Annotated in this window: 21 protein-coding genes; 8 read left to right on the top strand and 13 right to left on the bottom strand. The window is 72.2% G+C overall.

Going from position 1 to position 22,822, the window contains the following annotated elements:
* Position 1: 1 nt before the first annotated feature.
* The 3 genes from tilS to dacB all read right to left on the bottom strand — a co-directional run bounded on the left by tilS (position 2) and on the right by dacB (position 3,594).
* A complete protein-coding gene (gene tilS, locus RY94_RS06335) occupies positions 2-934 on the bottom strand; it encodes a tRNA lysidine(34) synthetase TilS (RefSeq protein WP_052274022.1) in 933 nt (310 codons plus the stop codon).
* Positions 927-2,084 (bottom strand): zinc-dependent metalloprotease, encoded by a 1,158-nt coding sequence (locus tag RY94_RS06330; RefSeq protein ID WP_043442827.1) that lies wholly within the window; start codon positions 2,082-2,084, stop codon positions 927-929. Before RY94_RS06330 ends, tilS begins: the two co-directional genes overlap by 8 nt.
* Before the next feature lie 76 nt (positions 2,085-2,160).
* Positions 2,161-3,594 (bottom strand): D-alanyl-D-alanine carboxypeptidase/D-alanyl-D-alanine endopeptidase, encoded by a 1,434-nt coding sequence (dacB, locus tag RY94_RS06325; protein WP_052274021.1) that lies wholly within the window; start codon positions 3,592-3,594, stop codon positions 2,161-2,163.
* Positions 3,595-3,766: 172 nt separating this feature from the next.
* Here dacB and RY94_RS06320 point away from each other — a divergent pair, with 172 nt between their 5' ends.
* Complete coding sequence (locus tag RY94_RS06320) at positions 3,767-4,333, top strand: inorganic diphosphatase (protein ID WP_043442822.1); 567 nt, start codon at positions 3,767-3,769, stop codon at positions 4,331-4,333.
* A gap of 140 nt (positions 4,334-4,473) precedes the next feature.
* The gene (locus RY94_RS06315; RefSeq protein WP_043442820.1) at positions 4,474-5,103 is read left to right on the top strand and encodes a hypothetical protein; all 630 of its coding nucleotides are present in this window, start codon (positions 4,474-4,476) and stop codon (positions 5,101-5,103) included.
* A gap of 29 nt (positions 5,104-5,132) precedes the next feature.
* On the opposite strand, the gene RY94_RS06310 is transcribed toward RY94_RS06315, so the two are convergent.
* A complete protein-coding gene (locus RY94_RS06310; RefSeq protein WP_043442818.1) occupies positions 5,133-5,969 on the bottom strand; it encodes an HAD family hydrolase in 837 nt (278 codons plus the stop codon).
* Between the two features lie 46 nt (positions 5,970-6,015).
* Complete coding sequence (serS, locus tag RY94_RS06305; protein ID WP_043442816.1) at positions 6,016-7,296, bottom strand: serine--tRNA ligase; 1,281 nt, start codon at positions 7,294-7,296, stop codon at positions 6,016-6,018.
* Between the two features lie 67 nt (positions 7,297-7,363).
* Here serS and RY94_RS06300 point away from each other — a divergent pair, with 67 nt between their 5' ends.
* The gene (locus RY94_RS06300; RefSeq protein ID WP_082046166.1) at positions 7,364-8,506 is read left to right on the top strand and encodes a diacylglycerol/lipid kinase family protein; all 1,143 of its coding nucleotides are present in this window, start codon (positions 7,364-7,366) and stop codon (positions 8,504-8,506) included.
* Here the strand turns inward: RY94_RS06300 and RY94_RS06295 are convergent.
* From RY94_RS06295 to RY94_RS06280, 4 genes are all read right to left on the bottom strand, one after another.
* Positions 8,503-8,856, bottom strand: coding sequence for a hypothetical protein (locus tag RY94_RS06295; RefSeq protein WP_043442814.1), 354 nt, complete (start codon positions 8,854-8,856; stop codon positions 8,503-8,505). The two genes, RY94_RS06300 and RY94_RS06295, sit on opposite strands and share 4 nt — an antisense overlap.
* 72 nt (positions 8,857-8,928) lie before the next feature.
* Positions 8,929-9,903: a DNA topoisomerase IB gene (locus tag RY94_RS06290; RefSeq protein WP_043442813.1), complete on the bottom strand. Its 975-nt coding sequence runs from the start codon at positions 9,901-9,903 to the stop codon at positions 8,929-8,931.
* A 44-nt stretch (positions 9,904-9,947) separates the two neighbouring features.
* Entirely contained in the window at positions 9,948-10,928 is a 981-nt protein-coding gene (gene pheA / locus RY94_RS06285; RefSeq protein ID WP_052274020.1) for a prephenate dehydratase, read from the bottom strand.
* Positions 10,925-11,251 carry a rhodanese-like domain-containing protein gene (locus tag RY94_RS06280; protein WP_043442810.1) on the bottom strand — a complete coding sequence of 109 codons (327 nt, stop codon included), beginning with the start codon at positions 11,249-11,251 and terminating at the stop codon, positions 10,925-10,927. The genes pheA and RY94_RS06280 overlap by 4 nt, the downstream gene beginning before the upstream one ends.
* Before the next feature lie 84 nt (positions 11,252-11,335).
* Between RY94_RS06280 and RY94_RS06275 the strand changes: the two genes are divergently transcribed.
* The 3 genes from RY94_RS06275 to RY94_RS06265 all read left to right on the top strand — a co-directional run bounded on the left by RY94_RS06275 (position 11,336) and on the right by RY94_RS06265 (position 15,930).
* A complete protein-coding gene (locus tag RY94_RS06275; RefSeq protein ID WP_043442807.1) occupies positions 11,336-12,730 on the top strand; it encodes an amidase in 1,395 nt (464 codons plus the stop codon).
* A 46-nt stretch (positions 12,731-12,776) separates the two neighbouring features.
* Positions 12,777-14,240, top strand: a complete 1,464-nt coding sequence (locus tag RY94_RS06270) for a peptide MFS transporter (RefSeq protein ID WP_052274019.1) — start codon at positions 12,777-12,779, stop codon at positions 14,238-14,240.
* A gap of 166 nt (positions 14,241-14,406) precedes the next feature.
* Entirely contained in the window at positions 14,407-15,930 is a 1,524-nt protein-coding gene (locus RY94_RS06265) for a long-chain-fatty-acid--CoA ligase (protein ID WP_043442804.1), read from the top strand.
* Here the strand turns inward: RY94_RS06265 and RY94_RS06260 are convergent.
* Positions 15,927-17,126, bottom strand: coding sequence for a glycerate kinase (locus tag RY94_RS06260; RefSeq protein WP_043442800.1), 1,200 nt, complete (start codon positions 17,124-17,126; stop codon positions 15,927-15,929). The genes RY94_RS06265 and RY94_RS06260 overlap by 4 nt on opposite strands.
* Before the next feature lie 40 nt (positions 17,127-17,166).
* Positions 17,167-17,334 carry a hypothetical protein gene (locus tag RY94_RS17705; protein WP_156135042.1) on the bottom strand — a complete coding sequence of 56 codons (168 nt, stop codon included), beginning with the start codon at positions 17,332-17,334 and terminating at the stop codon, positions 17,167-17,169.
* A 158-nt stretch (positions 17,335-17,492) separates the two neighbouring features.
* Here RY94_RS17705 and pgm point away from each other — a divergent pair, with 158 nt between their 5' ends.
* Positions 17,493-19,124 carry a phosphoglucomutase (alpha-D-glucose-1,6-bisphosphate-dependent) gene (gene pgm / locus RY94_RS06255; RefSeq protein WP_043442798.1) on the top strand — a complete coding sequence of 544 codons (1,632 nt, stop codon included), beginning with the start codon at positions 17,493-17,495 and terminating at the stop codon, positions 19,122-19,124.
* A gap of 9 nt (positions 19,125-19,133) precedes the next feature.
* Here the strand turns inward: pgm and RY94_RS06250 are convergent, their stop codons facing one another.
* Both RY94_RS06250 and RY94_RS06245 read right to left on the bottom strand, forming a co-directional pair.
* The gene (locus RY94_RS06250; protein ID WP_082046098.1) at positions 19,134-20,522 is read right to left on the bottom strand and encodes an aldehyde dehydrogenase family protein; all 1,389 of its coding nucleotides are present in this window, start codon (positions 20,520-20,522) and stop codon (positions 19,134-19,136) included.
* Entirely contained in the window at positions 20,519-21,370 is an 852-nt protein-coding gene (locus RY94_RS06245) for an SDR family NAD(P)-dependent oxidoreductase (protein ID WP_043442796.1), read from the bottom strand. Before RY94_RS06245 ends, RY94_RS06250 begins: the two co-directional genes overlap by 4 nt.
* A gap of 97 nt (positions 21,371-21,467) precedes the next feature.
* Here RY94_RS06245 and RY94_RS06240 point away from each other — a divergent pair, with 97 nt between their 5' ends.
* Positions 21,468-22,796, top strand: a complete 1,329-nt coding sequence (locus RY94_RS06240) for a uracil-xanthine permease family protein (RefSeq protein WP_043442794.1) — start codon at positions 21,468-21,470, stop codon at positions 22,794-22,796.
* Positions 22,797-22,822: the final 26 nt, after the last annotated feature.

Raw genomic sequence — 22,822 nt, 5'->3', positions numbered from 1 at the left:
ATTACTCCTGGTTTGGCCGGCGGAACTGCTTCACGCCGGGACCGTTGTTGCTGCCATTGTTCCGTAGAACAAGACTGCCATAGCTTGGTTGTCCCCGGAGAACCGATCGTCCGCGCACCTGGCGGTGCACGCTCACCTTCCCGCCCAGCTGCACCGGACCGGCCGAGCCCTTCCGGTCCAGCAGCGACTCGGCCGCGCGGAGCCGCTCGAAGCTCGGCTGGAACGCGCCGAGCTCGAGGGCGGCGAGCGCGAGGACGCGCTGGCGGAGCGCAGCGGGCAGCGACCGCAGGCCCTCCTCCGGCAGGAGCACCGTGCCGTCGTCGCCCTCGGTGCGCAGGGAGGCGTACGCGTCGGCGCTCAACTGCTCGAGGAGGTCGGCGTCCTGCCCGAGGATGCGCGCCGTCCGTGCCAGCGCCCGGGCGATGCCCGGCCCCAGCTGGTCCTCGAGGAACGGCAGCACCTCAGCCCGGACGCGGGACCGCGCGTAGGCGGGGTCGAGGTTGGTGGGGTCGTGCCACGGGTCGAGGCCGTAGAAGGCGCAGATCGCCTCGGTGTCGGCCCGGCGCAGTTCGAGGAACGGCCGGAGGTAGGGTCCGCGGCGCTCGGGCATACCGGCCAGGGACCGGGTGCCGGACCCGCGGGCGAGGCCGAGCAGCACCTGCTCCGCCTGGTCGTCGAGCGTGTGGCCGAGCAGCACGGCGAGCGCCCCGAGCCGGGAGGCGGCGTCGTCGAGCGCGGCGTAGCGGGCGCCGCGGGCCGCGGCCTCCGGGCCCACGCCGTCGCGCTCCACGGTGACACGGCACACCTCGACCGGGTNGGCGCCACCGGGGGGCCCGCCCGGCCGCGCGGGCTCCGCGAGGAGTCCGTCGAGGCTCGCGGCGAGCAGGTTGCGTGCGGTGCCGACCGCCGGGAGCAGGCGCGGGCGCCTAGCCATGTCGCCGCAGGCTCATCCTGTCGATCCACTCGTCGGGCGCGTGGATCTCCCGCTCGGTGGGCAGGTGCGACTCCGACTCCCACACCGCATTGAAGCCGTCCATCCCGGTCTGGCTGACGACCCTCCGGACGAATTTCGAGCCGTCGCTGTACTGGCGCATCTTCGCGTCCAGCCCCAGCAGCTGCCGGATGATCTTCTCCAGGGGGCCGCGGGACTTGCCGCGGGCGTTGAAGCGCCGGCGGATGGTCTTGACGGACGGGACGATGCTGCCGTCGACGCCGTCCATCACGACGTTCGCATGGCCCTCGAGCAGGCTCATGACGGCGGTGAGGTGGGACAGCAGCGCCTTGTCCTCCGGGGCCTGCAGGAGGGAGAGCACGCCGGCGGGCCGCGGCGGTACACCCTCGGTCGCTGCGTCCTCCTCGCGCGCCACGACCTCGCCGCGGGAGCGGGCCTTCGCGGCGGTGATGTTCCTGACCGCGGCGCCGAGCCGTTCGGAGAGCGTGTCCGCCTGGTCCATCAGGCCCGAGGTCAGCTGCCCGATATGGCTGGTCATGTGGTCCTTCAGCCAGGGCGCTGCCGCGAACTGCACCCGGTGCGTCTGCTCGTGGAGGCAGACCCAGAGCCGGAAGTCGGACGGGTCCACGTTCAGTTCCCGCTCCACCGAGATGATGTTCGGGGCCACGAGCATGAGCCGGCCGCCCAGCCCGGTGCGCGGCGGCACGAACGGGTCGTACTGCCCGAGGACCTTGCTGGAGAGGAACGCGAGGATCGCGCCGAGCTGCGCCCCCGTCACGGTCCCGCCGAGGGTCAGGGACGCGGACTTCAGGACCTCGGGCCTCGTTGCGGCGAGCTGGTCCAGGGCGGGTTCCATGAGGGCGCGGAAGCTCTGCGAATTGGCCCGGGACCAGGAGGCGCGGTCCACGACCAGCAGTTCGGAGTCCCGCAGGTCCCGCGCCGCGTCGAGCCGCGAGATCGTGTGGACATGGTTCACGGACACGCCCGCGAGGTGGCGCATGTTCTCGACTGCACGGTTGATGTCGGCCGGTGTCATGGTGGGCCCGGCGGGGGTCAGGGACGCGGCCGTGGAGGCCGCGAGATCCCAGTTGACCAGCTGCGGGCGGGGCGTGGCTGACTCGTTCCTGGACATGCGCCTATTCGATCACATCCCGCCGGCGGCGGCTCCCAGGGACCAACCGGCCGCTCCGCCCCGGGGCGGAGGACGGCTAGCGGCAGCCGCACCCGGCGACGATCGCCGCCGCGCGGTCGGCGGCCGCGCGCGCCTCGACCGTCGTGCCGTCCAGCCCGGCCGCGAGGAAGGAGAACACGAGGAGGCGCCCGTCCGCGGTGACCACGTGCCCGGTGAGCCCGGTGACCGCGTTGAGCGTCCCCGTCTTGGCGCGGACGGTGCCCGCACCGGCGGCGGCGGGGCCGTCCTCCGCCGTGAACCGCGTGGAGAGGGTGCCGGTGAGGCCCGCGATGGGCAGCGATCCGGCGATGCCGGCGACGCCGGGCAGCTCCGAGGTGGTGATCCCGCGCATCAGCGCCGCGAGCTGCGCGGGTGAGACGGCGTTCCGGGTGGACAGGCCGGCCGCGTCCCCGACCAGCAGCCCGTCCCCGGGGACCCCCGTGGCCGCGGCGGCCGCCGCGAGCGCCTCCGTGGCTCCACCGGACGAGGCCGGCCGTCCGCTCGCGCGTGCGGCGATGCGGGCCAGGGCCTCCGCGAGGTAGTTGTCGGAGGTCTCCAGCATGTGCCGGACCTGGTCCTGAAGAGGTGCCGAGTCCACGGCCGCGAGCGGCTCGGCGTCCTCGGGCGCCGGCCGGCGCTGCACGTCGGGGACCACGACGATCCCGCGGTCCGCGGCCGCCGCCACGAGGTCCGCGGCGAACACGCGGGCCGCATCGAGTGCCGCGTCCTGCGAGCGCGGCCCGCCGCGGCGCCCCTCCTCGAGCCAGGCGGAATCGACGGCCAGGGAGTGGACCGGTGCGATCTCTCCCGCCGCCACGTCCCCCTCCGCCCAGGTGGGGTTGAGGCTCGCCCCGACGAACAGGGTGTCGTCGAGGTACACGGTGTAGGTTCCCGGACCGGGCAGGGCGGCGGCCGCCTCCGCGGCGAGGGTCCCGAGGCCGGCACGCCCCACGACGGCGTCCGGGTCCGACGCGCCGGAGCCGAGGAGGACGTCGCCGCCGCCGTGGAGGTACAGGGCTCCGGGCGTGGAGTCCGCGCCGAGGACCGACGTCGTCAGCACCTGCCCCGGCTGTCCGAACGTCATGGCGGCCACCGCGGTGAGGAGCTTGATGTTGGAGGCCGGCGCCTGGAGGCGTCCGGCGTCCCGGGCGTAGAGGACGCTCCCGTCCGTGGAGTCGACGACGGTCCCGGCGAAGGTGCCCGCCCCCGGGATCCGGAGGGCGGCGTCGAGCTCCGGCCCCAGCACCGCCGGGTCCGGCACCGGTGCGGACGGCGAGAGCGGGGTGACGACGTCGGGCACCGCGACGGCCGTCGGTGGGACCTGGGCTGCCGGCGTGACCGGTGGTGCCGGCACGGGCGCCGGGGCCACCGCGGCCAGCACGCCCGGCGTGAGATGGGTGGCCACGGGGACCGCGGCCGCTGCCATGACCAGGACCAGGAGGAGGCCGGTCAGCAGGCGGAGCGGGCGCACGGGGTGTCCTTTCGCGCGGTGCGGGGAGGAGCACTGCAGGTACGGGAAATGCCCGGGTACCGGCGGACGACCGATATGTTAGGGCTGACGATCAAACAGTAGACCGGCGGAGCCCCCTTGTCCCGAGGGCGCGGCCGCCGGCGGACACCATCGACCTACCCCAGGAGTTGCCATGAAGCTCGACGTCACCATCGAGATCCCGAAGGGCTCGCGCGTCAAGTACGAGATCGACCACGAGACCCACCGGCTGCGCCTGGACCGCGTCCTGTTCACGGCCATGCAGTACCCCACGCACTACGGCTACTTCGAGAACACCCTCGGCGAGGACGGCGACCCGCTGGACGCGCTGGTCATGCTGCAGGACTTCGACCTCATCCCGGGAGTCCTCGTCGAATCGCGCCCCATCGGCGTCTTCAACATGACCGACGACGGCGGCGGGGACGCCAAGGTGCTCTGCGTTCCCGTGGACCCGCGCTTCGACCACATCAAGGACCTGTCCGACGTCTCGGACTTCCTGCTCGACGAGATCAAGCACTTCTTCACGAAGTACAAGGACCTCGAGCCGGGCAAGTGGGTCGAGGCCGCGGACTGGGCGGGCCGTGAGGAGGCCGAGGCGGAGGTCGCGGCCTCCCTCCAGCGCTTCAAGGACCTCGGCGATGCGAGCGCGGAGGACGAGCCGCAGGGCCGTTCCGTCGACGTCGAGGCGAAGAACGCCACGGAGACGCCCGAGGGACGCTAGGCAGGAGCCTGCCTGGAGCCCCCGCCGTCGGCCCCCTCGGGGGACCGACGGCGGGGGCTCTTCCGTGTCCGGGCTCCGGGAGCCGCGCGAAATCAACGCACTTGCGTTGATTCGCGGGCCCGGGACTCCATACTGATGCAATGCACTTCGTCCTGACGATCAACCAGCGCGATTCGCGGGAGGTCGGGGACCTCACCGCCGACCTGCTGAAGGAGCTGCGCCATGTGCCCGCCGCGGTGCCGTTCCAGCGATCGGTCGGTGACGAGGTGCAGGGTGTGGTGGCGACGGCGACGGCGGCGGTGGAGGCGGCGCTCCGCGCCCTCCGCCACCGGCGCTGGCACGTGGGCATCGGCGTCGGCGGCCTCACGCCCCCGGTGCCCGAACGCCTCGTGGACGCCGAGGGCTACGGCCTCGTGTACGCACGCCGCGCGGTCGACAGGGCCCGGAGGACCGGCGAGCGGATCCCGCTCGCTGTCGAGGGGCCGGACGGCGGCATCGCCGCCGAGGCGGAGGCCGTGCTGCGGCTGCTCGGGCAGATCGTCGCCACGCGGACGGACGCCGAGTGGGCCGTCGTGGACCTCATGACACCCGGCGCGCGGGGACAGCAGAAGTACGTGGCGCAGGAACTGGGGATCACCACGCAGGCCGTCAGCCGGGCCGTCGTCCGGTCCCATTGGACGGAGGAGTGGGCCACGCGGCCCGCAGCGGCGCGGCTGCTGGACCTCGCGCACGGTCCTGCGTCGCTCCCCTCCGCGGCCCTGGCCTACTGATCCGCAGGACCACCCGCTGGTGCCCGGGGTCAGATCAGGGAGCGGAGGACCTTCGCCGCGCCGTCGTCGTACACGCTGCCCGTGACCTCGGAGGCGGCGGAGCGGACCTCGTCCGGCGCCTGCCCCATGGCGACGCCGCGTCCGGCCCACTGGAGCATCTCGATGTCGTTGCGGCCGTCGCCCACGGCGACCGTGAGCGACGGGGCCGTCCCGAGGCGGTCCCGGAGGACCTCCAGGGCGCTGGCCTTCGTGACGCCCGACGCGGCGATGTCGAGCCACGCGGTCCAGCCCACCGAGTAGGTGACACCGTGCAGGCCGATGGCTGCGACGGCCTCGCCGAACTCCTCGGCCGAACTGTCGGTGCTGAAGACCACGACGCGCACGGCGCGTGACTCGAGCATCTCCTCGAAGCCGACGCTCTCCGCTTCGGAGCCGAAGCTCGCGTCCTGGAAGCTCTCGGTCGAGAGGAACCTGCCGCGGTCGTCCTCGAGCGCGTACTTGGCGGACGGCAGGCGGTGCCGCAGCGCGCTGAGGGCGGGTTTCGGGTCGAAGGTCACGCGGTCGACGACCTCGAACCCTGACGGGAGGGCGGGATCGAGCCTCAGCGTGACGCCCCCGTTGGAGCACACGGCGTAGCCCCGCGTGATGCCGAGGTGTTCGATCACGGGCAGCGTGGCCCCGAGGGATCGCCCCGTGGCGATGATGACGTCGTGCCCGGCGTCGAGGACGGCCCGGGCCGCGTCGCGGACCTCGTCCGTCATGGTGCCCTCGTGATCCACGAGGGTGCCGTCGACGTCGAGGGCGACCAGATGCTGTGTACGGTTTTCCTGCCGGTCATCGATGCCGGCATTGATCAGGGTAGTCATACCTCTTAGTGAAGCAGACGCCCCCGACCTCCGGGTAGGGCAGCGCTCACAGTACGGGAAGGATTTCCAGTCCGTTCAGGTACGGACGCAGGGCGGCGGGGACCGTCACCGAGCCGTCCGGGTTCTGGTGGTGCTCGAGGATCGCGACGATCCAGCGCGTGGTGGCGAGGGTCCCGTTGAGGGTCGCGACGGCGCGCGTGCCCTTCCGGCCCTCCCCCTCCTGGCGTTCGCGGATGTTCAGGCGGCGCGACTGGAAGGTGGTGCAGTTGGACGTCGAGGTCAGCTCGCGGTAGTCGCCCTGCGTGGGGACCCACGCCTCGCAGTCGAACTTGCGGGCGGCGGACATCCCGAGGTCACCGGCAGCGGTGTCGATGACCCGGTAGGGCAGCTCCACCTTCGCGAGCATCTCCTCCTCCCAGGCCAGCATGCGCGCGTGCTCCGCCGCGGCGTCCTCCACCGTGGTGTAGGTGAACATCTCCACCTTGTTGAACTGGTGCACGCGGATGATCCCGCGGGTGTCCTTGCCGTGCGAGCCCGCCTCGCGGCGGTAGCAGGAGGACCAGCCCGCGTACCGCAGGGGGCCCGCGCCGAGGTCGAGGATCTCGTCGGAGTGGTATCCGGCGAGGGCCACCTCGGAGGTGCCCACGAGGTAGAGGTCGTCCTCCTCGAGCCGGTAGATCTCGGCGTCGTGGGCGATGTCGAAGCCGGTGCCCTGCATGGTCTCGGGGCGTACGAGGGTGGGGGTGATCATGGGCGTGAAGCCCGCCTCCATCGCCTGGTCCAGCGCCATCCGCAGCAGGGCCAGCTCGAGGCGCGCGCCCACGCCCTTCAGGAAGTAGAAGCGCGACCCGGAGACCTTGGCGCCCCGCTCCATGTCGATCGCCCCGATCAGCTCGCCGATCTCGAGGTGGTCGCGGGGTTCGAAGCCCTCGGCCGTGAAGTCGCGGGGGGTCCCCACCGTCCTGACGACCACGTAGTCGGCCTCGCCGCCCTCGGGGACGCCGTCCTGCACGAGGTTGGGGAGCTTCCGCAGCAGCGTCTCCTGCGCGGCCTTGGCCTCCTCGGACGCCGCTGCGGCGGCCTTCACGGCACCGGCGAGCTCCCTGACCTCGGCGAGCAGCGCCTGCTTCTCCTCGCCCCTGGCCTGGGCCACCCGCTTGCCGAAGGCGTTCTGCTCGGCGCGGAGCGTCTCGTACGCCGTCACGGACTCCCGGCGGTGCGTGTCGGCGGCGAGGACGGCGTCGACCAGCGACTCGTCCGCCCTGCGGGCACGCTGCGATGCTCGGAACTGCTCGGGATTCAGGCGGAGGTCGTTGACGTCGATCACCCGCTAAGACTACCCAACCTCCGGTGCCCGCCCGGCCCGGCAGGACGGGCCGCTATTGTGGGTGATCATGCGCCGCAAACTGCTCGCCGGGACCGCCGCGGCGTCCGCCGCCGTCGCGTCCCTCCAGTCGTTCTGGTCCGTGCGGCGCCTCCAGCAGACCCGGACGCCCGCCCCGTCCGTCCATGAACCGGTGCCGGTGGGCAGCACACCGCAGCGCGTGGCCCTCGTCCTGAATCCCACCAAGCTGCAGGCCGCGGCCACGCGGGCCCTGGTGGAACAGGCGTGCTCCGACGCCGGCTGGAGACCTCCGCTCATCCTCGAGACCACGCTCGAGGACCCCGGCACGGGCCAGGCGGAGCAGGCGCTGGCGGCCGGGGCGGACCTCGTGATCGCGGCGGGCGGTGACGGGACGGTGCGCGCCGTCGCACGGGCCCTCGCGCATCAGCCCGCGGCCCTCGGCCTGCTGCCGCTCGGGACCGGCAACCTGCTGGTGCGCAATCTCGGCCTGCCGTACAACGACGTCGCCGGGTGCCTCCGCTTCGCGCTGCACGGCTTCGAGCGGCGGATCGACATGGCGCGGATCATGCTCCGCAACGAGCACACGATGACGGCGTCGGAGTATCCCTTCCTCGTGATGGGCGGGATCGGCTTCGACGCGAGCGTCATGGCGGCCACCAAGGACGACCTCAAGGAGAAATACGGCTGGCTCGCCTACAGCGAGGCGGGCGTGCGGCACCTGCCCGGCCGGCGGCGGCGCGTCTCGATCAGCCTGGACGGCCAGCCCCCGCAGACCCGGAAGGTGCGCAGCCTGCTGGTCGCCAACTGCGGAAAGCTGCCGGCGGGCGTGGACTTCGTGCCCGACGCGCGGATCGACGACGGCTATCTCGACGTCGTCGTACTCAGTCCGCGCAGCCTGCTCGGCTGGACGCTCATGGCCGCGAAGATCCTCCTCCGCCACCGCGGCGGCACCCCCGTGATCAGCTACTACCGCGCCCGGGAGGTCACCGTGTGGTCCGGCGAGCCGATCGCCACGCAGCTCGACGGCGACGCATCGGGGACGATCACCTCGCTCACGGCCCGCGCGGATCCCGGCGCCCTGATGGTCAGGGTGCCGCCGCCGGTCCCCGGACCACCGGGGTCCGCTCCGGCGCTCCCGTCCTGGCGGGGGCGCCTGCGCCTCGCCGGACAGGGGTCCTCCGGCCGCTCCTAGCGGTCGCGGTCGGTGTACTCGCCCTCACCGTGGGGCTTGTCGATGAGCGGGCGGTCCTTGTCGGTGTACTCGCCCTCCTCGGCCGGGTTCTCCGCGGAGGTGTAGCCGCCGGACCCGCCCGTGGGCTCGGCACTGGTGTAGTGGCCCTCCTGCTCGACGGCGTCCTCGGCCTCCGCAGGGCCGCCCTCGGCCTGCTCGTTGATCAGCGCCTGCTCCTCGGCGAAGCGGAGATCGTTGCCCTGGTCGCCGGCGTCGCCGTGCCAGTTGGGGTCCGACGTCGAGCCGTCACCCTTGTTGGGGTTCACGATGTGTCCGTCATGCGAGTTCTCGGTCATGATGCTGCCTTTCATGGGAGGATGCGCTCCTCGTTGGGCGCCCGCTGCCAGCGTACTGAGGAACGGGATGGTTGGAAATGCTCGGCGTCAGTCGCGCAGCAATTCCTGCACGGCCTTCTCCGAGGCCGAGTAGGAGGTGATGGGGACGACCTCGCCGCTCATGAAGCGGTCCACGAGCCGCGGGTCCACGTAGGAACTCCTGGCCACGGCGGGGGTGTTGCCCAGGTGGTCGGCGACGGCCCGCATGGTGGCGCTGACGGCCTTCTGCCGTGCGGTGCGGGTGGTGGCACCGAGGTCCTCCTTGGCGAGGGCCATGGCGGCGACGACGGTGGCCTGCCACGTCCGGAAGTCCTTGGCGGTGAACGGCCCGCCGGTGACCTGCCGCAGGAACTCGTTGAGCTGGGAGCCGTCCACGTGGTGCCACGCGCCGTCCTCCGTCCGGTAGGCGAGGACCGTGTCGGGGTCCTCGCGCTCCAGCATGGGACGCAGCGCCTCGGCGAGGTCCTCGTCCTCCAGGCGGGTGTCCCACAGCTGGCCGCTCTTGCCGGGGAAGTCGAACAGGATGACCTGCCCCTCCACGGTGCAGTGCTCCACCAGGAGCGTCGTGACGCCGAAGGACCCGTTGGCCTCCGCGTACTGGGCGGAGCCGATCCTCAGGGCCCCGGCGTCGACGATCCGGAGCGCGGCGGCGAAGGCGCGTTCCCTGGGGACGCCGTCGCTGCGCAGGTGCTGGGTGATGGCGCGGCGGGCGCTCGGCAGCTTCGCGCCGAAGTCCAGGGCGCGGTCGAACTTCTCGCGGTCCTTCTGCTCCCGCCACGCCGGGTGGTACATGTACTGCCGCCGGCCGGCGTCGTCCGTCCCGATGGCCTGGACGTGGCCGTTCGGGTAGGGCGCGATCCACACGTCCTTCCACGCCGGCGGGATCACCAGTTCCCTGATGCGCTCCACCTCGGCGCGGTCCTGGAGGAGCGCGCCGTCGGGTGCGCGGTAGCTGAAGCCCTTGCCGTGCCGGCGGCGGGTGATACCGGGCCTGCGCGTATTGCTGCGCCGCAATCGAGCCATCGTGGAACCAGCCTTCGGTGGGAGGAGGACCTTCGATACTAAGCCTACTGTGTTTCAGCTCCTCCCCGCTCGGCCGCCCTCCCGCCCCGGACGATGTCCTCCAGCCAGGCGTCGGCAGCCCCGAAGGCGTCGTCGGAGGTGTGGCGTTCCACGGCCGGCGAGCGGCGGTCGGCGCGGGCGTAGGAGCCGAGGAACCGGAGGCCGGGGCTGATGCGGTGCAGGCCCTTGAGCGCGTCGGCCACCCGGGCGTCCTCCACGTGGCCGTCGGCGTCCACGCTGAAGAAGTAGTCGCCGAGGAACTGCCCGGTGGGCCGCGACTCGATGCGGCTCAGGTTCACGCCCCGCGCCGCGAACTGGTCGAGGATCTGCATGAGGGCGCCGGGGTGGTCGTCCGGCAGGGGGATCACGAGGGTGGTCTTGTCCGCTCCCGTGCGTGGGGGCAGGGCATCCGGCGTGCCCACCAGGATGAAACGGGTGACGGCATCGGTGACGTCCCCGATGTCCGTGGCGAGCACGGCCAGGCCGAGGCGTTCGGCCACGAGCGGCGAGCAGATCGCCGCGTCGTAGGCGTGCTCGTCCCCGGCGAGGCCGAAGGCGGCCGCCGCGGTCGACGACGACGGGAAGTACTCCGCGTCCCGCACGTGGGCGTCGACCCAGTTCCGGCACTGCGCCCAGGCGTGACCGTGCGTCGCGATGCGCCGGACCCCGTCCAGGGTGGTGCCGGGCCGCGCGGCGAGGACGAACGTGATGGGCACGAGCTCCTCGCGCAGGATGCGCAGCGGCTCCCCCACGGCGATGGCGTCCAGGGTGGCACTCACCCCGCCCTCGACCGAGTTCTCGATGGGCACCATCGCGGCGTCGACGGAGCGGGCGCGGACGGCGTCGAGCGCGGCCCCCACCGTCGCGGCGGGGACACGGCGGGCGGCGTGCGCGCCCGGCACCTGGAGCAGTGCGGCCTCGGTGAAGGTCCCCTCGGGTCCCAGGTACGCGTAGGAGGGACGGTCCGTCCGGGCGGTGCCGGTCACAGGACCGTGGGCTCGCCGCCCACCTCGGAGACCATCGGCTTCCCGGCCTCGAGCCAGGCGCCCATGCCCCCGCTCACGTTGACGGCGGTGTAGCCGTTCCCCTCCAGCCATTCGGCGGCGCGCTGCGACCTGCCACCGCTGCGGCAGATCACGTGCAGGTCCTCGTCCGGGTCCAGTTCCCCGAGCCGGGCCGGCAGCTCCTCGAGGGGGACGTGCAGCGCACCGGCCACGTGCCCGGCCTCCCACTCGTACTGCTCGCGGACGTCGAGGATGCGCGCGTCGTCGGGTACTGCCGTCACCGGTACGTTCTGGATTTCGCTCATGCGCCTACCTTTTCACGGGCCGGCGGGGCGTCGCCATTGCTACGGTCGGCCCCTGCCCCGCGGCGGCTCCTATAGTGGTGCCTGATGAGCGAACTCCACGAACTCTCCGCACTCACCCTCCGGGACGCCCTGGCGCGCGGTGCCGCCGGCGCCCGGGAGGTCACCGAGCACTTCCTCCGGCGGATCGACGCCCTGGACCCCGAGCTCGACTCGTTCGTCACGGTCACGCACGAGGACGCGCTCCGCGCCGCGGACAACGCCGACCGCGTCCGTGCCTCCGGTGCGCCCCTCGGGCCCCTGCACGGCATGCCCCTCGCGCACAAGGACCTCACCGACGTCGCCGGCGTGCGGACCACGCTGGGCACGGCCGCCCTCGATCACGCCGTCGCCGGGCAGGACGCCCCCCTCGCCGCGGTGCTGCGGCGGGCCGGGGCGGTGAGCCTCGGCAAGACCCAGGTGCCCGAGTTCGGGCTGAGCTGCTACAGCGAGAACCGGATCGCCCCGCCGGCCCGCAACCCCCTCGACCGCCGGCTCAGCCCGGGCGGCTCCTCCGGCGGCAGCGCCGCCGCGGTGGCGGCGCGGATGATCCCGTTCGCGCCCGGGACCGACGGCGGCGGATCGATCCGCATCCCCGCGGCGGCCACCGGCCTGGTGGGCCTCAAGCCCAACCGGGGCCGCGTCCCGTCGGGATCCGGGCAGGCCGATCTCGGGCAGCTGGTGGTCGCCGGCCCCCTCGCGCACTCGGCGGTGGACGCCGCACTGCTGCTCGACGCGCTTGTGCAGGAACCGAACTACCGGCCCACGAGCGCGGCCTCCCGCTACCCGGGCTCCTTCACGGAGGCGGCCCTCCGCGCGGACGGGCGCTTCCGCATCGGCGTCAGCACGGCGTCGCCCTTCGCCGGCGCCCTGGAGATCGGCCTGGACAGCGCGGCGACGGACGCGTTCACCGCCGGCATCCGGACGCTGCAGCGCGCCGGCCACGACCTGGTCGACGCCGACCTGTCCTACGACCCGCGCTACCACGACGCCTTCCAGCTCGTGTGGACGGCCGGACTGGCCACGGCCCCGATCCCCGACGACCGCGAGGACCGGCTGACGGACATCACGCGGGTGCTGCGGCGCCGGGCCCTGGGACGCAGCGCGGCGGACCTCGCGGGCGCCGTCGACGTCCTGCGGCAGTTCGAGCACGACACGATCGAGCAGTATTCCCGCTACGACATGATCCTGACGCCGGCGCTCGCCATGACGCCGCGACCGATCGGCTGGTACACGGATGCCGGCGGCGACACCGACTACCTGCGGCAGTGCCAGTACTCGCCCTACACCTCGATGGTGAACGTCTGCGGCCTGCCGGCCGTGACCGTGCCGACCCTGCGCCTGCCCGGCGGCCTGTCGATGAGCGTGCAGCTCATCGGCCGGCCCGGGGAGGAGGCGCAGCTCCTCGCCGCGGCAGCACACATCGAGGCGCATCGGCAGTAGTCCCGCGATTTGGCATCCTCCGGTTCCGCGCGGCACCATGGAAAGAATGAGCACTACGCAGCGCACCATCGACACCGGCGGGAAGACCTTCCTCGGCCACCCGCGCATGCTGGCCAACCTGTTCAGCGTCGAACTGTGGGAGCGGTTCTCGTTCTACGGGATGCAGGCGCTGCTCCTCTACTACATGACCTACTCCCTCGCCGAGGGCGGCCTCGGCTTCGATCCGGCGCTCGCCGCCGGGCTCGTGGGCGCGTACGGCGGCGGCGTCTACCTCTCGACGATCCTCGGCGCGTGGCTCGCCGACCGCGTGTTCGGCTCGGAGCGGGTGCTGTTCGTCTCGGCCATCGTCATCATGGGCGGGCACATCGCCCTCGCCCTGCTGCCCGGTGTGCCGGGCCTCGCAGCCGGCCTGGTGCTGGTGGGCGTCGGCTCGGGCGGGTTGAAGGCGAACGCCTCCTCGCTCGTCGGCACGCTCTACAGGTCGGGGGACGATCGGCGCGACGCCGGATTCTCCATCTTCTACATGGGCATCAACATCGGCGCCCTCGTGGGCCCGCTGCTGACGAACCTGGCCTGGGCCGCCTACGGCTTCCATGTGGGCTTCGGCCTGGCCGCCGTCGGCATGGCCGCAGGCCTGATCCAGTACTCCCTCTCCCGCAGGAACCTCCCAGCGGCAGCGCACCAGGTCGAGAACCCCCTACCCCGTGCCGAGTACCCGCGCTGGATCGGCATCGCCGCCGCCACCGTCGCACTCCTCGGCGCGGCCCTGGCCACCGGCCTCCTCAACGCCGGCAACCTGGCCGATGTCATGGCGTACACGGCGATCGCAGCGACCATCGCCTACTTCGCGGTGATCCTCTCGAGCAGCAGGGTCTCCGGCGTCGAGCGACGCCGCGTCTACTCCTTCATGCCCCTCTTCGTGGCCAGCGCCGCGTTCTGGTCCCTGTTCCAGCAGCAGTTCACCGTGGTGGCGCTCTACTCGGAGAGCCGCCTGGACCGGAACCTGTTCGGATGGGAGATGCCCCCCGGCATGGTGCAGTCCATCAACCCCGTCTTCATCATCATCTTCGCCGGGATCTTCGCCACCCTGTGGACGCGGCTCGGCAGCCGCCAGCCGTCCTCGCCCGTGAAGTTCTCCCTCGGCCTGATCGTCATGGGCATCGCGTTCCTCGCCTTCATCCCCTTCGCGGGGGGCGGGCCCAACAGCACGCCGCTGATCGGCCTCGCCGGGATCCTGCTGCTGTTCACCTTCGCGGAGCTGTTCATCTCCCCCATCGGCCTGTCCGTGACCACCAAGCTCGCGCCCGAGGCGTTCCGCACCCAGATGCTCGCCCTGTTCTTCCTCTCCATCTCGCTCGGCACCACGGTGTCCGGCCTGCTCGCGGGGCTCTACTCCGAGCAGACGGAGGTGCCGTACTTCGCGTTCAGCGGCGTCACGGCGATCATCCTGGGCGCGGCACTGCTCGCGGGGGCCCCGGCGATCCGGAAGGCCATGAGCGGCGTCCGATAGCCTCGGACCCTACGTCACAGGACCCTCTCCGGGGAGCATTTCACCGCCGGGGAGGGTCCTGTTGCGTGGAGGCCCCCGATCCCACAGACTTCTACCCACCGGTAACATCCGTACCGGCAGTTGCAGGATCCCTGCAGCGAAGCGCTGAGAGATCAAAGGAGATCGCGTGTCGAACCTCGCCAACAACCTCGTGGCCACTGCGACGAGGAGCCCCTCGACGGTGGCCATCAAGCTCGACGACGTCGAGGTCACCTTCGGCGCCCTCGAGGTGCTCAGCCAGAAGGTCGCCACGCTCCTCACCGAGTACGGGGTGCAGCGCGGTGACCGCGTGGCGCTCATCATGCCGAATATTCCACAGATGGCATTCGTCTACTACGGCGTCCTCCGGGCCGGCGCCGTCGTGGTCCCGCTGAATCCGCTCCTCAAGGGGCGCGAAGTGGCCTACCACCTCACCAACTCGGGCGCGAGGCTCGTGTTCGCCTGGGAGGGCATCATCGCCGAGGCGCAGGCCGGCGCCGAGGCTTCCGGCGCCGAGACGGGCGGCGAGGTCTCCGTGGTGACGGTCGACGGCGGCGCCTTCATGCAGCGCGTCTCCGCGGCCGAGCCGACGCCGGGCGTCGTCGAACTCGACGGTGAGGACACCGCCGTCGTGCTGTACACCTCCGGGACCACCGGGCGGCCCAAGGGCGCCACGCTCTCCCACACCAATCTCTCCCGGAACACGGAGATCTCCCGCGACCTCATGGGCACCAAGGAGGGCGAGGTGCTCTTCGGGGGCCTGCCGTTCTTCCACATCTTCGGGCAGACCTGCGCACTGAACGCCGCGGTGCTGACCGGGGCCACCGTGACCCTGCTCCCCCGCTTCGAGCCGGGCAAGGCGCTCGAGATCATCCAGCGCGACCGCGTGACGGTCTTCGAGGGCGTCCCGACCATGTACGTCGCGATGCTGCGCCACCCGGACGTCGCCGGCACGGACCTGTCCTCCGTGCGCGTGGCCGTGTCCGGCGGGTCCGCGCTGCCGGTCGAGGTGCTGCACGAGTTCGAGCGCGTGTTCAAGGCGGACCTGCTGGAGGGCTACGGCCTGTCCGAGACCTCCCCGATCGTGAGCTTCAACCGCGTGGGACAGCTCCGCAAGCCCGGTTCCATCGGCACCCCGGTGGACGGCGTCGAGGTGCGGATGCTCGACCCGCAGGGCGCCGAGGTGCCCCAGGGCGAGGTGGGGGAACTCGCCGTGCGCGGCCACTGCGTGATGAAGGGCTACTGGGACAATGCGGACGCCACGGAGGCTGCCATCCCCGACGGCTGGTTCCGCACGGGGGACCTGGCCCGCGTGGACGAGGACGGCCTCATCTTCATCGTGGACCGCAAGAAGGACGTGATTCTCCGCGGCGGCTACAACGTGTACCCGCGGGAGGTCGAGGAGGTCCTGTACGAGCACCCCGCTGTCGCGGAAGCCGCGGTGATCGGCGTGCCGGACGACCTCCACGGCGAGGAGATCGTCGCGGTCATCGGCGTCCGGGCGGAGCACGCACCGGCCGACGACGCCGCCCGCGAGGCCCTCGCGGCGGAGATCACCGCCTTCGCGAAGGAGCGCGTGGCCGCCTACAAGTACCCGCGCCGCGTGGTGCTCGTCGAGGCGCTGCCCAAGGGGCCCACGGGCAAGATCCTCAAGCGCGAGATCACGGTCTAGCCGTACATCCGGCCCCGGCCTGCGCTGAAGACGCCGTAGACCTGTGCGGCGGCATCCTCCATCAGGGCCCCGGCCCCCTCGATCAGCTCGTCGAGGGCCATGGGCCCGGTGGCCAGGGAGAAGGCCGCCGCCAGTCCGGCGTCCTGCACCTGGGCGGCCGTGAGCTGGACGCGTCCGGCGATCACCACGACGGCGCATGCGGCGGGGGCGGCCGCCAGGACGGCATGGACCACCTTCCCGCCGAGCGACTGGGAGTCGAAGGAGCCCTCGCCCGTGAGCACGAGGTCCGCGTGGGCGAGGGCGCCGGCGAGTCCGACGGCGTCGGCCACGAGGGCTGAGCCGGGCACGATCTCGGCGCCGAGGAAGGGCACGAGCACGGCGGGGAGCCCGCCGGCCGCGCCCGCCCCCGGCACGTCGAGCATGTCGACGCCGGTCGCCCCGGCGACCACCCGCGCCAGGCGGGTGAGGCCTGCTTCGAGCACGACGACGTCGTCGGGCGTGGCGCCCTTCTGCGGCCCGAACACCGTCGCGGCGCCGCGCGGTCCGCACAGGGGGTTGTCGACGTCGACGGCGATACGCCAGCGGACGGCACGGGCGCGGGGGTGGAGCCGGGTCACGTCGATCGTCGCAAGGGCGCCCAGCGCACCGCCGCCCGGGGCGAGGGGCGCGCCGTCGGCATCGAGGAAGCGGGCCCCGAGGGCTGCCAGGAGGCCGGCACCGCCGTCGGTCGTCGCCGACCCGCCGATGCACAGCAGGATCTCGTCCGCGCCGTCGTCGAGGAGGCGGGCCGCGATCTCGCCCACGCCGTAGCTGGTGGCGGCGAGGGCGTCGAGGGGCCGGTCGGCGACCAGCGGCAGGCCGTTGGCCTCCGCCGCCTCGAGGACGCCCCGGACCGGGGAACCGGGCACGTCCTCGGAGATGCCGTAGCGCGCGGTCCGCGCCCGGCCGGCGGCGTCGTGGCAGGCCGTGGTCCGCGCCCCCACGTGCCAGGCCGCGAGGAGGGCGTCGAGCGTCCCCTCACCGCCGTCGGCGAGGGGGGCCAGGACGATGTCGGGCGCCGGGTGGCCCAGGCGGGCGGCGGCCGCCCTCACGCCGGCGGACATGGCGAGGGCAGCCTCCCCCGCGGGAAGGCTGCCCTTGAGGGAGTCGGGTGCGAGGACGATCCTGAGCGGACGCTGATGCGCTGGCGTGGTCACGCGTCCACCCTAGCGGTGCATCCGGGCCACCCCGGGCCGGTCAGGCGTCGGTCGCCCCGCCGTTGTCCGCCTCGAAGCCGGGGGCCACCTCGTCCTCGATGCCGGGACCGCCGTAGCCGCCGGCGTCCTGCTCCTCCGGCGTGCCGGCCTGGTCGGCGCCCTGCTCCTCGGGATCCGCGGTGGGGGTGTCGTTGGGATTCTCGCTCATGGTGCTGCCTTCCGTGATGCGTCTGCTCCCTGACTGGGCGCTGATACTCAGCTTACTGATGATCGGTTCGCGGGCAACCTGCCACCGCACCGGCGGAACTCCCGCGTAACCCGCGCTGCGCTGGTGTAATCGGGCGCGTTCTTTGGCATGCTGGGGCCATGGCTAACCGAGCGGGCACAGTGGCCCTTCCCAGCGACCTCATCGACGTGACCGGACTGCTCGACGCGTACTTCGACGTCGAACCCGATCTCTCCGATCCCGCCCAGCGCGTGGCGTTCGGGACGTCGGGCCACCGCGGCTCGTCCCTGAAGTCCTCCTTCAACGAGGGCCACATCGCGGCGATCACGCAGGCGATCGTCGAGTACCGCGCCGGGCAGGGCATCACGGGCCCCCTGTTCATGGGCAAGGACACCCACGCCCTGTCCGAGCCGGCGCAGAACACCGCGCTGGAGGTCCTCGCGGCCAACCGGGTGACCGTCCTGGTGGACGCCCGCGCCGCCTACACCCCCACCCCCGCCGTGTCCCACGCGATCCTCACCCACAACGCGACGCACACCGGGCAGGCGGACGGCATCGTCATCACGCCCTCGCACAACCCCCCGGGCGACGGCGGCTTCAAGTACAACCCGCCGCACGGCGGCCCGGCCGACTCCGACGCGACGAACTGGATCGCCGACCGCGCCAACGCCCTGCTCGAGGACGGCCTGCGCGGGGTGAAGCGCCTGCCGATCGCCCAGGCCCGCACGGCGGAGGGGATCGGCAGCTACGACTTCCTGCAGCACTACGTGGACGACCTGCCGTCCGTGCTGAACCTCGACGCCATCCGCTCCGCCGGTGTGCACATCGGCGCGGACCCGATGGGCGGCGCCTCCGTGGACTACTGGGGCGCGATCGGCGAACGCCACAACCTGAACCTGACCGTCGTGAACCCCACGGTGGACCCCCAGTGGGCGTTCATGACGCTGGACTGGGACGAGAAGATCCGCATGGACTGCTCCTCCCCGTTCGCGATGGCCTCCCTGATCACGCGGGCCACGGAGTTCGACATCGCCACCGGCAACGACGCCGACGCGGACCGCCACGGGATCGTCACACCCGACGGCGGCCTCATGAACCCGAACCACTACCTCGCCGTCGCCATCCAGTACCTGTACGCGAACCGGCCCGACTGGCGTGCGGACGCCGTGATCGGCAAGACCCTCGTCTCGTCGTCGATCATCGACCGCGTCGCGGCGGACCTGGGGCGTGTGCTGCACGAGGTCCCCGTGGGCTTCAAGTGGTTCGTGCCCGGCCTGCTGAGCGGGGACCTGGCCTTCGGCGGCGAGGAGTCCGCCGGTGCGTCCTTCCTGCGCCTCGACGGGACGCCGTGGAGCACCGACAAGGACGGCCTGCTCCTGGCCCTCCTCGCCTCGGAGATCACCGCCGTGACCGGCAGGACGCCCTCCCAGCACTACGCCGGGCTGACCGACCGCTTCGGCGCCCCGGTCTACGCGCGGATCGACGCCGCCGCCACGCGCGAGCAGAAGGCCGCGCTCGGCAAGCTCTCGCCGTCGGACGTCACCGCGACCACCCTCGCCGGCGAGGAGATCACCGCCCGCCTGACGGAGGCCCCGGGCAACGGCGCCCCCGTGGGCGGCCTGAAGGTCACCACCGAGAACGCGTGGTTCGCGGCACGGCCGTCGGGCACCGAGGACGTCTACAAGATCTACGCCGAGTCCTTCAGGGGCGAGGAACACCTGAAGCAGGTGCAGGCCGAGGCGAAGGCCCTGGTGGACGGCGTCATCAGCTGACCCCTGCGGCTACAGGAGCATGCTGAGCAGCTTCCGCTTGATCGGCCCGAAGGGCGGGTACGCGAGCCGCAGCGTGTCCACGCCGGTGGGCTTGGAGAACACCGGCTGCAGGTGGCTGAAGGTCCGGAAGGACTGCTGCCCGTGGTAGCTGCCCGTCCCGCTCGCGCCGACGCCGCCGAAGGGCAGGCCCGGGACCGCGAGCTGGATGGTGCAGACGTTGTGGGCGATCCCGCCCGCCTGGACGCGCTCCGTGAACGCGCCCAGGTGCTCCTCGCGGTCGCTGAACAGGTAGGCGGCGAGCGGGTGGGGGCGGGCACCGATGAAGCGGATCGCGGCGTCCAGGTCCTCGACCTCGAGGATGGGCAGCAGCGGCCCGAAGATCTCCTCCTGCATGAGCGCGGACGAGGGGTCGACGTCGCGCAGGATGGTCGGCTCGATGTACCGCTCGGCGCGGTCGTGGCGTCCACCCGAGACGACGGTGCCGTCCCCGAGCAGGCCCACGAGGCGGTCGAAGTGGTGCTCGTTGATGATCCGCCCGTAGTCGCCGGAGGTCCTCGGGTCGCTGCCGTAGAAGTCCCGGACGGTGTCCGCCAGCGCTGCCGCGAGCGCCGGTGCGGCGGCCGGCGTCGTCAGGATGTAGTCCGGCGCCACGCACGTCTGCGCCGCGTTCAGGAACTTTCCGAGCGCGATCCTGCGGGCCGCGGCGCGGAGGTCGCCACCCACGACGACGGCGGGCGACTTCCCGCCCAGCTCCAGGGTCACCGGCGTCAGGTGTTCGGCCGCGGCCTTCATGACGATCTTCCCGACGCGCTCACCCCCGGTGTAGAAGATGTGGTCGAACGGCTGCCCGAGCAGTGCCGTACTGGCATCGGCGCCGCCCTCGACGACCGAGACCGCCTCCGGATCCAGGTACTCCGGCACGAGCCGGGCGAGCGTGCGGGATGTTGCACCGGCGAGCTCGCTGGGCTTGAGGACGGCGGCGTTGCCGGCGGCGAGCGCCCCGACGAGCGGCGCCAGCACGAGCTGCAGCGGGTAGTTCCAGGGCCCGATGATCAGCACGACGCCGAGTGGCCGTGCCTGCGTCCACGCCCGTGCCGGGAGCAGTCCGGCGGGCACGGCGATCTTCTCGGGTGCCATCCAGCGGTCGAGGTGCTTCAGGGCGTGGTCGAGCTCGGCCCGCACGACGGCGATCTCGGAGAGGAACGCCTCCGTGCGGCTCTTCCCGAGGTCCTCCTCGAGGGCCGCGGTGAGCTCGCCGGCCCGGTCGGCGAGCAGGCGGCGCAGTGCGCCCAGTTGTCCGCGGCGCCAGGCGGCGGGACGCGTGGCCCCCGTGGCGAAGTACCGCCGGCGGTCCGCCAGCAGTCCGGCGGCGTCCGTCGCGTGCGTGTCGATGCTCATCGAGCGCCTTCCTGGTCGGGGTCGCCGCTCGGGCGCCCGGTGAACCGGTCCATGGAGCTGTACACCTTGAAGACCCGCCCGGCGACGACGTCCCAGACGGGCTGCGGCAGGAGGTTGCGGAGGGCCCCGGCGAGCTGCACCGTCCAGGGCAGCTGCACGCGGGCCCTGCCCGCCAGCGTGGCACGCCAGGCCTTGTCGACGACGTACCCCGGTTCCATCAGGGGTGTCATGAGCGGGCCGCGGGCACCCTCGAACATGCCGGTCCTGATGTAGCTCGGGATGAGGGTGGTGACGGCGATGGGGTGGCCCCTGGACACCAGTTCCAGGCGCAGCGAGTCGCTCCAGCCGATGACCGCCCACTTCGAGGCCGCGTAGACGCTCATGCGGGGCACGGCCAGCGTGCCGGAGGCGGAGGCGACGTTGAGGATCCGCGCGGGTGTGCCGCGCTCCATCATCGCGGGCAGGAACGCACGCGTGACGTGCATGGGCCCGCCGGTGTTGATGCGCAGCGTGAGGTCGATGTCCGCGTGGTGGTCGTGCTCCCAGAAGTACTTCCCGCGCACGATCCCGGCGTTGTTCACCAGGACGTCCGGCACGCCGACCTCGTCGAGGACGGCGCCCGCGGCCGCCTGGATGGATTCCGCGGACGCCACGTCGACCACGTAGCTGTGCACGGAGGCGGCGCTCGAGGCGAGGCCCGCGACGACGTCCTCGAGGGCGCGTCCGTCCACGTCCCACAGCACGACGGCGGCCGCGCCCTCCCTCGCCGCGCGTTCGGCGTACAGCCTGCCCATGCCCCTGCCGGCGCCCGTGACCAGGACGGTGCGTCCCTGAACCGTGAATACCATGTGTGCCCTCTTCCTCCGTGACAAGCAACGTAACACCCCTGCCACACGCTCCCGGTAGGCTTTCCCGGAACCCCACCCCGCTTTGGAAGGCATACCCATGAGTGCACGAGGCATCGGCTGGACCCTCCACGGCGATGGGAAGAACGTCCGGCCGGGCGGTTTCGTCGCTCCGGAGGAACGCCTGACCTGGCCCAGGACCATCGGCATCGGCGCCCAGCACGTCGTCGCGATGTTCGGCGCGACCTTCCTCGTCCCGCTCATCACCGGGTTCCCGCCGTCGACCACCCTGCTCTTCTCCGGGATCGGGACCATCCTGTTCCTGGTGATCACGGCCGGACGGGTGCCGAGCTACCTGGGGTCGAGCTTCGCGTTCATCGCCCCGATCGCGGCGGCGCAGTCCCAGCACGGGGCGCCCGGAGCGCTCGGGGGGATCATCATGGCCGGTGCCGCCCTCGCGCTGATCGGCCTGATCGTCCACACGGCGGGCACCCGGTGGATCCAGGTGGCCATGCCGCCCATCGTCACGGGCTCCATCGTGGCGCTGATCGGGCTCAACCTCGCGCCGACCGCGAAGGCGAGCTTCGAGCAGGCGCCCCTGACCGCACTGGTCACCGTGATCTCGATCCTGCTCGTCACGGTGCTGTTCAAGGGCATCCTCGGACGCCTGTCCATCCTCGTGGGCGTGCTCGCCGGGTACGCCGTCGCGATGGTCCGCGGCGAGGTGGACTTCGCCGCGATCGGCAGCGCCGCGTGGATCGGCCTCCCGGACTTCGCCGCACCGGAGTTCCACCTCTCCGTCGTCGGGCTCTTCATCCCCGTGGTCCTCGTGCTCGTCGCCGAGAACATCGGCCACGTGAAGTCGGTGGCCGCGATGACCGACCGGGACCTCGACCCGTACACCGGACGCGCCCTCATGGCGGACGGCCTCGCAACCATGATCGCCGGGTCCGGCGGCGGCTCGGGGACCACCACCTACGCGGAGAACATCGGCGTGATGGCGGCGTCCCGCGTCTACTCGACGGCCGCGTACTGGGTGGCCGGCATCGTCGCGATCCTCCTGAGCCTCTTCCCGAAGTTCGGTGCGCTCATCGCGACCGTGCCCGCCGGGGTGCTCGGCGGGGCGGGCGTGGTCCTCTACGGCATGATCGGGATCCTCGGCGTCCGCATCTGGGTGCAGAACCAGGTCAACTTCTCCAACCCCATCAACCTGTCGACGGCGGGCGTGGCCCTGGTCATCGGGATCGCTGACTTCACCTGGGTGATCGGTGACCTGACCTTCGCGGGGATCGCCCTCGGGACGGCCGCCGCGCTCATCATCTTCCACGGCATGACGGCGATCGCGCGGGCCCGCGGGAGCGAGCACGTGGCCGGGCCGGAGGAGCTCGAATCGAGCGACCACGGCACCAGGCCCTCGAAGCTGGGCTGACCCGTGGCTGATGCGAAGATGGGGTC

The organism is Arthrobacter sp. L77 (assembly GCF_000816565.1).
Classification (GTDB): Bacteria; Actinomycetota; Actinomycetes; order Actinomycetales; family Micrococcaceae; genus Arthrobacter_D; species Arthrobacter_D antioxidans.
The sequence above is the reverse complement of the archived record's forward strand: the minus strand, read 5'-3'. Positions and strand labels throughout refer to the sequence as shown.

Coding starts and splice junctions, on each gene's coding strand:
- RY94_RS06330 (WP_043442827.1), bottom strand. CDS start 2,084: ATGTCCAGGAACGAGTCAGCCACGCCCCGCCCGCAGCTGGTCAACTGG.
- RY94_RS06320 (WP_043442822.1), top strand. CDS start 3,767: ATGAAGCTCGACGTCACCATCGAGATCCCGAAGGGCTCGCGCGTCAAG.
- RY94_RS06315 (WP_043442820.1), top strand. CDS start 4,474: ATGCACTTCGTCCTGACGATCAACCAGCGCGATTCGCGGGAGGTCGGG.
- RY94_RS06310 (WP_043442818.1), bottom strand. CDS start 5,969: ATGACTACCCTGATCAATGCCGGCATCGATGACCGGCAGGAAAACCGT.
- RY94_RS06300 (WP_082046166.1), top strand. CDS start 7,364: ATGCGCCGCAAACTGCTCGCCGGGACCGCCGCGGCGTCCGCCGCCGTC.
- RY94_RS06295 (WP_043442814.1), bottom strand. CDS start 8,856: ATGAAAGGCAGCATCATGACCGAGAACTCGCATGACGGACACATCGTG.
- RY94_RS06290 (WP_043442813.1), bottom strand. CDS start 9,903: ATGGCTCGATTGCGGCGCAGCAATACGCGCAGGCCCGGTATCACCCGC.
- RY94_RS06280 (WP_043442810.1), bottom strand. CDS start 11,251: ATGAGCGAAATCCAGAACGTACCGGTGACGGCAGTACCCGACGACGCG.
- RY94_RS06275 (WP_043442807.1), top strand. CDS start 11,336: ATGAGCGAACTCCACGAACTCTCCGCACTCACCCTCCGGGACGCCCTG.
- RY94_RS06270 (WP_052274019.1), top strand. CDS start 12,777: ATGAGCACTACGCAGCGCACCATCGACACCGGCGGGAAGACCTTCCTC.
- RY94_RS17705 (WP_156135042.1), bottom strand. CDS start 17,334: ATGAGCGAGAATCCCAACGACACCCCCACCGCGGATCCCGAGGAGCAG.
- pgm (WP_043442798.1), top strand. CDS start 17,493: ATGGCTAACCGAGCGGGCACAGTGGCCCTTCCCAGCGACCTCATCGAC.
- RY94_RS06250 (WP_082046098.1), bottom strand. CDS start 20,522: ATGAGCATCGACACGCACGCGACGGACGCCGCCGGACTGCTGGCGGAC.
- RY94_RS06245 (WP_043442796.1), bottom strand. CDS start 21,370: ATGGTATTCACGGTTCAGGGACGCACCGTCCTGGTCACGGGCGCCGGC.
- RY94_RS06240 (WP_043442794.1), top strand. CDS start 21,468: ATGAGTGCACGAGGCATCGGCTGGACCCTCCACGGCGATGGGAAGAAC.